We start from the raw sequence: 9,073 nt of genomic DNA on the forward strand, positions 1-9,073 counted from the left end.
TCACTACTATCTGGGCTAGGGAATTTTTTTATAAAAAATTACTTTCTTTTCTTAACAAAAAACCGCTTCATCAATTCACTTGCTTCTTCCGCCAAAACACCTCGAACAATAGTAGTTTTCGGATGTAATTGGGTTCCCATTTTCTCGAAACCTCGATTTTCATCGCTTGCACCAAAAACAATTTTAGAAATCTGGCTCCAATACAAAGCACCTGCACACATCTGACAAGGTTCTAAAGTAACATACAACGTGCAACCTGTTAAGTATTTTCCGCCAAGAAAATTAGCAGCTGCGGTTATAGCTTGCATTTCGGCATGAGCGGTTACATCTACTAGTATTTCGGTGAGGTTATGACCTCGGGCAATGACTTTATTGTCAATTACAATTAGGGCGCCTACAGGGATTTCGTCTTTTTCAAAAGCCATTTCTGCCTCTTGCAAAGCTCTTTTCATAAAATATTCGTCGGTGAAAGGGTTTTCCATAATTACAAAAATAAGGATTCAATTCGTACATTTGCTTCATGTCAGACAATTTACTTTCAAATATCAAAAATCCAATTGATTTACGTCAGCTCGAAGAGGCCCAACTTCCTCAAGTGGCACAAGAATTACGCGATTTTATTATTGATATTGTTTCCGTAAAAGAAGGACATTTGGGCGCAAGTTTAGGCGTTATAGAACTCACAATTGCCTTGCATTATATCTTTGACACTCCAAGTGATTTATTGGTTTGGGATGTTGGACATCAGGCTTACGGACATAAAATATTGACCGGAAGAAGGGAAAATTTCCACACCAATCGGCAACTTAATGGGATTTCTGGATTTCCAAAACGTAGCGAAAGTGTTTACGATGCTTTTGGTGTTGGTCATTCTTCTACTTCTATTTCGGCAGCTTTGGGAATGGCGATTGCTTCTAACTTAAAAGGCGATTTCGAAAAACATCATATTGCAGTTATTGGCGATGCTTCGATTGCATCTGGAATGGCATTCGAAGGATTAAACCACGCCGGCGTTACCAATGCTAATTTATTGGTAATTCTCAACGACAATGCTATTGGGATTGATCCGAGCGTTGGTGCTTTGAAAAATTATCTCACTGCCGTGAAAGAAGGGAAAAATCCGAAGAAAAATAATATGATTAAATCCTTAAACTTCGATTATTCAGGACCTATTGATGGTCATGATGTTTTTGCAGTAATCAAAGAATTAAAAAGGCTGAAAAAAGTAAAAGGACCTAAATTCCTTCACATCATCACCACAAAAGGAAAAGGTTTACAACAAGCCGAAGACGATCAAGTAAAATACCATGCGCCAGGAAAATTTGATGCAAATACTGGTGAAATACCCCTGAAATCAGAAGAAAATCTACCGCCAAAATACCAAGATGTTTTTGGTTTAACCATTTTGGATTTGGCCAAAGCCAATGAAAAAATTATAGGAATCACTCCAGCAATGCCATCAGGAAGTTCCCTGAAATTTATGATGGATGTTTTTCCAACACGTGCTTTCGACGTTGGAATTGCAGAACAACACGCCGTAACATTAGCGGCAGGAATGGCTACACAAGGAATGATAGTTTTTTGCAATATTTACTCTACATTTTTACAACGAGCTTACGACCAAGTGATTCACGACGTGGCTTTGCAAAATTTACCTGTTATTTTTTGTTTGGATCGATCGGGATTGGTTGGCGAAGACGGAGCTACCCATCATGGTGTTTTCGACTTGGCCTATTTACGTTGTATTCCCAATATGATTGTCTATTCGCCTTTGAATGAAGTTGCGTTACGTAATATTTTATACACCGCTCAATTGGGTTTAAATCATCCTATTGCCATCCGCTATCCACGTGGTCGTGGCACTATTGTGGATTGGCTAAAACCATACGAAAAAATTAAAATCGGCAAGGCAAATTGTCTCAAAAAAGGAACGAAAGTAGCCGTTTTATCGAATGGAACCATTGGTAATAACGTTACTTTGGCCTTAGCTAAAATGGGGAATCACGAAACTATCGCCCATTATAATTTTGCTTTTATAAAACCTTTGGACGAGCAATTATTGCATACTATTTTTTCAGATTTTGAAAACATCATTACCATTGAAGATGGAGTTGTAAAAGGCGGTTTTGGAAGTGGCGTTCTTGAATTTTCTGCCCAAAATAATTATACATCAAAGATAAAAAAACTTGGTGTTCCAGATGAATTTATCGAACAGGGAAGTGTTGAACAACAACAACAATATTGTAAAATTGACGTTAAAAATTTGTTGGCTGTTTTTTTAAGCTATTAAAAAAAATTGATTGTCCGTAATCACCCATAATTAAATAAAAAGTCTTATATTTGATAAAAAAAGCGATGAATCTATTCAATTTTACGGCAAATTTTGGGAGTGAAGAATCTTGTAGACTTCATTTTAAAGAAGAAAGAGACAAAATCGGAGTTCAATGTAAATGCGGAAGCAAAGAGCATTTTTGGATAAAAAGCAGATGGAGTTATGAATGTAAAAAATGCAGAAGTAGAATTTCGTTACGCAGCGGAACGATAATGCAAAGTTCTAATTTATCATTTTTGATTTGGTACAAAACGATGTTCCTTTTAACAGCAACTAAAAAAGGGTTCTCAAGTAAAGAAATTCAAAAGCAGCTGGGTTTGAAACGTTACGAACCGGTTTGGTCTATGGTTCATAAGTTGCGAAAAGCAATGGGCAATAGAGATGCGCGTTATACTTTAGAAGGAATGATTGAATTTGATGAAGGATATTTTACAATTGAATCTTCTGAAATAGAACAAGAAAAAGGAATTCGTGGGCGTGGTGCTGTTGGAAAATCTAACGTTGCAATTATGGCAGAGTCAACCGTTTTAGAAGATATTGAAACGGGAGAAAAATCAAATCATTGCAGATATTTTAAAGCAAAGGTCTTGACAGATCATACATCGGAACAAATAAATCAAACAATCCAGGAATCTATTTCTGAAAAAAGCATTCTTTTTACAGACAGGAGTACATCATATATCGATATTGCAGATTATGTAGAGATTCATATTACAGAAAAATCGAATAAAGAAACAACAACCGAGACATTAAGGTGGGTACATATTGCAATTAGTAATGCAAAAAGGAATTTCTTAGGAAATTTTCATAAAATTAAAGGGAAATATCTCCAATTATACCTAAACGAGTTCGTTTACAAGCTTAATAGACGCTATTTTGAAGAAAAATTATTCGATAAGCTAGTAATAGCAAGCATTACAGGGTTATGACTAAAAACGGACAATCAAAAATATTATTTATGAAACTTTTAAAAATAGCGTTTCTGATTTTACTAAATCTTACTACCATTTTATGTAAGTCTCAAGAAAATCTTGCAGTAGACAGATCAAAGCCTAATGTGATATATATTCTTGCAGATGATTTAGGCTATGGAGATTTAAGCTGTTATGGTCAAGAGAAATTCTTAACACCCAATATTGATAAATTGGCCAGAGAAGGCATGTTGTTTACGCAACATTATGCAGGTTCCTCGGTTTGTGCCCCTTCCAGATCAGCATTAATGACAGGTCAGGATACTGGACATACTATTGTTAGAGGAAATTTAAGTGTTGAACCAGAAGGACAATGGCCCATACCCAAAGCCACTTTTACAATTGCAGAATTGCTAAAAGAAAAGGGATATGCAACAGGAGCTTTTGGAAAATGGGGATTAGGAAAACCAGGCTCTGAAGGGGATCCTTTGCAGCAAGGATTTGACACTTTTTATGGTTACAATTGTCAGGCATTGGCACACAATTATTATCCAGACCATTTATGGAATAATGAAAATAAAATACTGCTTTCTGAAAATGTAGGTGTTGAAAAAGTGCAATATGCACCAACCTTAATTCATAATCAAGCCCTTTCATTTATAGAAAAACACCAAAAAGAACCTTTTTTCTTGTATTATGCCAGTACTTTGCCTCATGCTGAATTGGCAGCTCCCCAAGCCTATATGGATAAATTTATAGGAAAGTTTGATTCCGAGAAAGCTTTCGTCGGGGTGGATAGCGGAAAAAACTATAGAAAAGGCGGATATGGCTCTCAACCTTATGGTCACGCTGCTTTTGCGGCTATGATAACCCTGTTGGACGACCAAGTGGGCGAAATGGTTTCTAAGATAAAAGCATTGGGGTTAGAAGACAATACCATAATTATTTTCACCTCAGATAACGGCCCTCATAAAGAAGGTGGTGCGGACCCAAATTATTTTAACAGTAATGGGCCTTTAAGAGGATATAAAAGAGATCTCTATGAAGGAGGAATCCGAGTTCCTATGATTGCCAAATGGAAAGGCAAAATTGCGGAGGGAAGTAAAACGGATCATATTTCTGCTTTTTGGGATGTTATGCCAACACTAGCAGAACTTACTACTGCTAAAATTACTACTACAATAGAGGGTGTTTCATTCCTGCCTACTTTACTTAAAAAAGGCAATCAAAAACAACATCCTTATTTATATTGGGAATTTCATGAACTGGGCGGAAGGCAAGCCTTAAGAAAAGGAAATTGGAAATTAATACGATACAATGTAAGTAAAGGAGAAAAATATCAGTTATACAATCTTAAGGACGACATAGGAGAAACGAAAGATTTAGCAGATCAAAATAAAGAATTAGTTCTTGAATTGGCAAAAATATTAGAATCAAGTAGAACAGAATCGGAGGTTTTTAAATTTTAGTTTAAAAGGAAGGAACTACTTCACTATTAAAAAGTTAAACAATATGAAATTAGCATCTATTACTTTGTTCGCCATTATTTTTTTAATGTCTTGTGCTTCAAAAGTAAATCCCAAAGAAGATAAAATTCCACAAAAACCAAATATACTCTTTGTTTTAGTGGATGATTTGGGTTACAAAGACTTAGGATACACGGGCAGTACTTTTTATGAAACCCCAAATATTGATAATTTGGCAAAACAAGGGATGATATTCACCCAAGGTTACGCAACTTGTCAAGTATGCAGCCCATCCAGAGCCAGTATTTTGACAGGCCAGTTTACAGCAAGACATGGTATTACTGATTGGATCGGAGAAAGTTCAGGAACAGAATGGAGAAAAATGAATCGGTTTGATAAAATGTTGCCTGCAGAGTATGTTCATAATTTACCCAAAGAACAAAATACAGTAGCAGAAGTACTAAAAGCGAATGGATATAAAACTTTTTTTGCAGGAAAATGGCATCTAGGAGATGAAGGATCCTATCCTGAAGATCATGGATTTGAAATTAACAAAGGGGGCTGGGATAAAGGAGGACCCGTTGGAGGTTATTTTTCGCCTTTTAAAAATCCAAAATTAGAAGACCATCAAGATGGAGAAAACCTCTCCATGCGATTAGCCAATGAAACAGTTTCATTTATGAAACAAAACAAAGAGTCCAACTTTTTTGCATATCTTTCCTTTTATGCAGTACATGGACCCATACAAACCAATGAAGAAAAGTGGAAGAAATACCGAAATAAAGTAGCAGCCCAAGGCATAAAAGAAGACGGTTTTGCCATGGAAAGCAAATTGCCCATAAGACAAAACCAAGACAATCCCGTATATGGAGGTTTGGTTGAGAGTATGGATGATGCTGTTGGGGTGGTTTTAAATTCTTTAAAGATGTTGGGATTAGACAAAAAGACCATAGTCATATTCACTTCAGACAATGGAGGAGTAGCCTCAGGCGATTCCTTTTCAACCTCCAATCTTCCCTTACGAGGAGGAAAAGGGTATCAATGGGAAGGTGGCATTCGAGAGCCCTATATCATTTATGTGCCCTGGGCAAACTCCAATGGGAAAACAAATGATACTCCAGTTACAGGAGCCGATTTTTTCCCAACTATATTAGACTATGCCCATATAGATTTATTGCCGGAGCAACATAAAGACGGTGTCAGTTTAAAACCAGTGGTTGATAAGGGGGACAAACTTTCAGAAAGACCTTTGTATTGGCATTATCCCCATTATGGAAACCAAGGCGGAGATCCATCATCAATAATAAGGTTGGGGAATTTTAAATTGATTCACTACTATGAAGACAATCACGATGAATTGTATAATCTTTTGGAAGATCCTTATGAACAAAAGAACATCGCCCAATCATCACCAAAAATTACAAGTAAACTCAGTAAAAAGCTTCATGATTGGTTAATTGAAGTTAGTGCTAAATACCCAACAGCTGATGATGAATTTGACAAAAACAAACTTAATAAGTATCACAATAAAGTAACAAACGAATTATGGCCGAAGTTGGAAAAGGAACGCCTGGAAATGTTGTCTGAAAAATTTAAGCCTAACGCAGACTGGTGGGGCAGCAAAATAACCAAGGATTGAGAGCATAAAAAACAATTTAAGCTAAATGGAGCTATAGGATATAGGGTAAATAGTAAAAAAGAAAAACCTTTTCATTTTAAGATTCGAGTGAAAATGCAATGATGTTTTACAATCGAGTGGGTTCAATAATTTAAAGTTGAAAGTTATATAGTTAAAAATTCAAATGAAATACATGCAAATCAAAAAAGTAATAATCCTGAACCTTTTTTTAGTTTTTTCAGGATTTTTACAGGCTCAAAATGAAGTGATCCCTTTATGGAACAATGAAATTCCTGGAGCTATTGTTTCCAATGATTATATAGAAACTCCTGTTATTAAAAATGGAATAGTTGATTTTGTTAGCAAGGTTACATTACCAACCCTATCTGTTTTTTTGCCCGAAAAATCAAATGGGACAGCAGTGGTTATTTGTCCCGGCGGAGGATATTCCAATTTGTACATAAATGGTGAAGGCTATAAAGTGGCCAAGTGGTTAAACGCGCTAGGTATAACCGCATTTATTTTAAAAAGCAGGCTGCCTAGCGACGAAATTATGAAGGATAAAACGATTGGATCATTGCAAGATGCCCAAGAAGCCATTCGATATGTAAGACGCAATGCCAAGAAATGGGATATTAATACAGAAAAAGTGGGGGTTATCGGATTTTCTGCCGGCGGACATCTTGCTTCTACAGTATCGACTCATTATAATGATGTGGTGTATAAGGTGATGGATAGTATTAGTGCAAGACCTGATTTTTCTATTTTAATTTACCCAGTTATTTCAATGGAAGAAAAAATCACACATCAAGGGTCTAAGAATAAATTATTAGGTCTTTCTCCTTCTGCTGCATTAATTGAAAAATATTCGAACGAAAAACAAATAGACCCCTTGACGCCTCCTACATTTATGTTGCATGCAATAGATGATAAGTCAGTTCCTGTTGAAAACAGCATTCAATATTTTTTAGCGCTAAAGAAAAATAATGTTCCCTGCGAAATTCATTTATACCAAAACGGCAAACATGGTTTTGGCTTAGGCCGTGATGGAACAACTAGCCAATATTGGACAAAACAATGTGAAGAATGGTTGCGTTTAAATAAGTATATCCCATAATTAATTCTCAAAAAAAAAAATCATTAATAATTCCAAAGTCAATTAACATGAAGATTAATCATTACACCGTATTACTAGCCTTAACAACTGTTTTTTTCTGTAATGCACAAAAAACAGAAAAACCAACATACATAGCCGAAAAATGGGAGAATCCAGAATGGGAGAATCCAGAAATTTTTCAAATCAATAGAGAAAAGCCTACAGCTACTTTTTACAGATACAAGGATGCACAAAGCGCATTGAAAAATGAAAGTTGGAATAATTCTTCATTATACCAATCCTTAAACGGCACTTGGGACTTTTATTATGCAGATAGTGTATCAGCAAGACCAACGGATTTTTACCAAAACGGATTTTCAATAAAAGGTTGGGATAAAATAGCAGTACCTTCAAACTGGGAATTAAAAGGATATGGTATTCCTTTTTACACTAACATAGTCTATATGTTTCCAGCAAATCCTCCTTTTATACCTCATAATATTAATAATAATGGAAGTTATAAAAGAGAGTTTGAAATTCCTGACAATTGGAATGCGAAAGACATTTATCTCCATTTCGAAGGGGTTAGTGGCGCAATGTACGTTTGGGTTAATGGAAAAAAAGTGGGCTACAACGAAGGGAGTAAAACTCCTGCTGAGTTTAAAATAAATGATTTCATAAAAAAAGGAAAAAACACTGTTGCAGTTCAAGTATTGCGTTGGTCTGACGGAAGTTATATGGAGGATCAAGATTTTTGGCGATTGAGCGGTATAGAACGAGATGTATTTATTTACGCTACCAATAAAGTGACGGTAAGAGATTTTAGAGTGATTGCGGATTTGGAAAACAATTATAAAGACGGTGTTTTTAATCTGTCACTTCAAATTGATAATAATTCAACTGTTAATTCAAAAAATAGCGCTTCCATTACATTGTTGGACGCAGAAAAAAATGTTTATACCGATACTAAAACTTTAGATATTAAAAAAGGAACCAATACCATCAATTTCAATACAAATCTGACTAATGTTAAAACTTGGAATGCGGAAAATCCTAATTTATACACGCTTTTGATAGAGTTAAAAGACAAAAAAGGAAAAGTAACCGAGGCTACTTCCATTAAAGTGGGATTTAGAAATGTTTCTATTAAGAACAATCAGTTTTTAGTTAATGGCAAAGCCGTTTTAATTAAAGGGGTAAATCTGCACGACCATAGCGATACCGAAGGACATGTGATTTCAGAAGCACTTACTAGGAAAGATTTAGAAGTCATGAAACAAAATAACATCAATGCCATTCGTTGTTGTCATTATCCCAAAAACGCTTATTTTTATAAGTTATGCGACCAATATGGTTTTTATGTGATAGATGAAGCCAATATAGAGCTCCATGGTATGGGCGCTACAGGTCAAGGTTTGGATGGCGACAAAGCAAAACAAGCCGTTCACCCTGCTTATTTACCGCAATGGAAAGGAGCACATTTAGATAGGACCATTAAAATGTTTGAGCGAGATAAAAATCATCCTTCCGTTGTTATTTGGTCATTGGGTAATGAGGCCGGTAATGGTGAAAACTTTTTTACTACTTATCAATGGTTAAAAGAACATGATACTACAAGACCTACGCAATACGAAGGTGCTACTGGCTATG

Annotated in this window: 7 protein-coding genes; 6 read left to right on the forward strand and 1 reads right to left on the reverse strand. The window is 35.7% G+C overall.

The annotated features are described in order from the left end of the window. Positions 1 to 38 precede the first annotated feature (38 nt). Positions 39 to 482 carry a nucleoside deaminase gene (locus AABM59_RS09865; protein WP_338408796.1) on the reverse strand — a complete coding sequence of 148 codons (444 nt, stop codon included), beginning with the start codon at positions 480 to 482 and terminating at the stop codon, positions 39 to 41. Positions 483 to 520: 38 nt separating this feature from the next. On the opposite strand from AABM59_RS09865, the gene AABM59_RS09870 reads away from it, so the two are divergent. The 6 genes from AABM59_RS09870 to AABM59_RS09895 form a co-directional block, all read left to right on the forward strand. Further along, on the forward strand, positions 521 to 2,290 hold the full coding sequence (locus AABM59_RS09870; RefSeq protein ID WP_338408797.1) for a 1-deoxy-D-xylulose-5-phosphate synthase: 1,770 nt from the start codon (positions 521 to 523) through the stop codon (positions 2,288 to 2,290). A 65-nt stretch (positions 2,291 to 2,355) separates the two neighbouring features. Next, positions 2,356 to 3,261: an IS1595 family transposase gene (locus AABM59_RS09875; protein WP_338408798.1), complete on the forward strand. Its 906-nt coding sequence runs from the start codon at positions 2,356 to 2,358 to the stop codon at positions 3,259 to 3,261. Positions 3,262 to 3,290: 29 nt separating this feature from the next. After that, complete coding sequence (locus AABM59_RS09880) at positions 3,291 to 4,712, forward strand: arylsulfatase (protein ID WP_338408799.1); 1,422 nt, start codon at positions 3,291 to 3,293, stop codon at positions 4,710 to 4,712. Positions 4,713 to 4,755: 43 nt separating this feature from the next. Beyond that, positions 4,756 to 6,348 carry a sulfatase gene (locus AABM59_RS09885; protein WP_338408800.1) on the forward strand — a complete coding sequence of 531 codons (1,593 nt, stop codon included), beginning with the start codon at positions 4,756 to 4,758 and terminating at the stop codon, positions 6,346 to 6,348. A 163-nt stretch (positions 6,349 to 6,511) separates the two neighbouring features. After that, positions 6,512 to 7,444 (forward strand): alpha/beta hydrolase, encoded by a 933-nt coding sequence (locus tag AABM59_RS09890; RefSeq protein ID WP_338408801.1) that lies wholly within the window; start codon positions 6,512 to 6,514, stop codon positions 7,442 to 7,444. Between the two features lie 47 nt (positions 7,445 to 7,491). After that, positions 7,492 to 9,073, forward strand: a 1,582-nt coding sequence (locus AABM59_RS09895) for a glycoside hydrolase family 2 TIM barrel-domain containing protein (RefSeq protein ID WP_338408802.1), incomplete at its 3' end; no start/stop codon positions are given.

This window comes from uncultured Flavobacterium sp. (assembly GCF_963925185.1).
Taxonomy (GTDB): domain Bacteria; phylum Bacteroidota; class Bacteroidia; order Flavobacteriales; family Flavobacteriaceae; genus Flavobacterium.

Coding starts and splice junctions, on each gene's coding strand:
- AABM59_RS09865 (WP_338408796.1), bottom strand. CDS start 482: ATGGAAAACCCTTTCACCGACGAATATTTTATGAAAAGAGCTTTGCAA.
- AABM59_RS09870 (WP_338408797.1), top strand. CDS start 521: ATGTCAGACAATTTACTTTCAAATATCAAAAATCCAATTGATTTACGT.
- AABM59_RS09875 (WP_338408798.1), top strand. CDS start 2,356: ATGAATCTATTCAATTTTACGGCAAATTTTGGGAGTGAAGAATCTTGT.
- AABM59_RS09880 (WP_338408799.1), top strand. CDS start 3,291: ATGAAACTTTTAAAAATAGCGTTTCTGATTTTACTAAATCTTACTACC.
- AABM59_RS09885 (WP_338408800.1), top strand. CDS start 4,756: ATGAAATTAGCATCTATTACTTTGTTCGCCATTATTTTTTTAATGTCT.
- AABM59_RS09890 (WP_338408801.1), top strand. CDS start 6,512: ATGAAATACATGCAAATCAAAAAAGTAATAATCCTGAACCTTTTTTTA.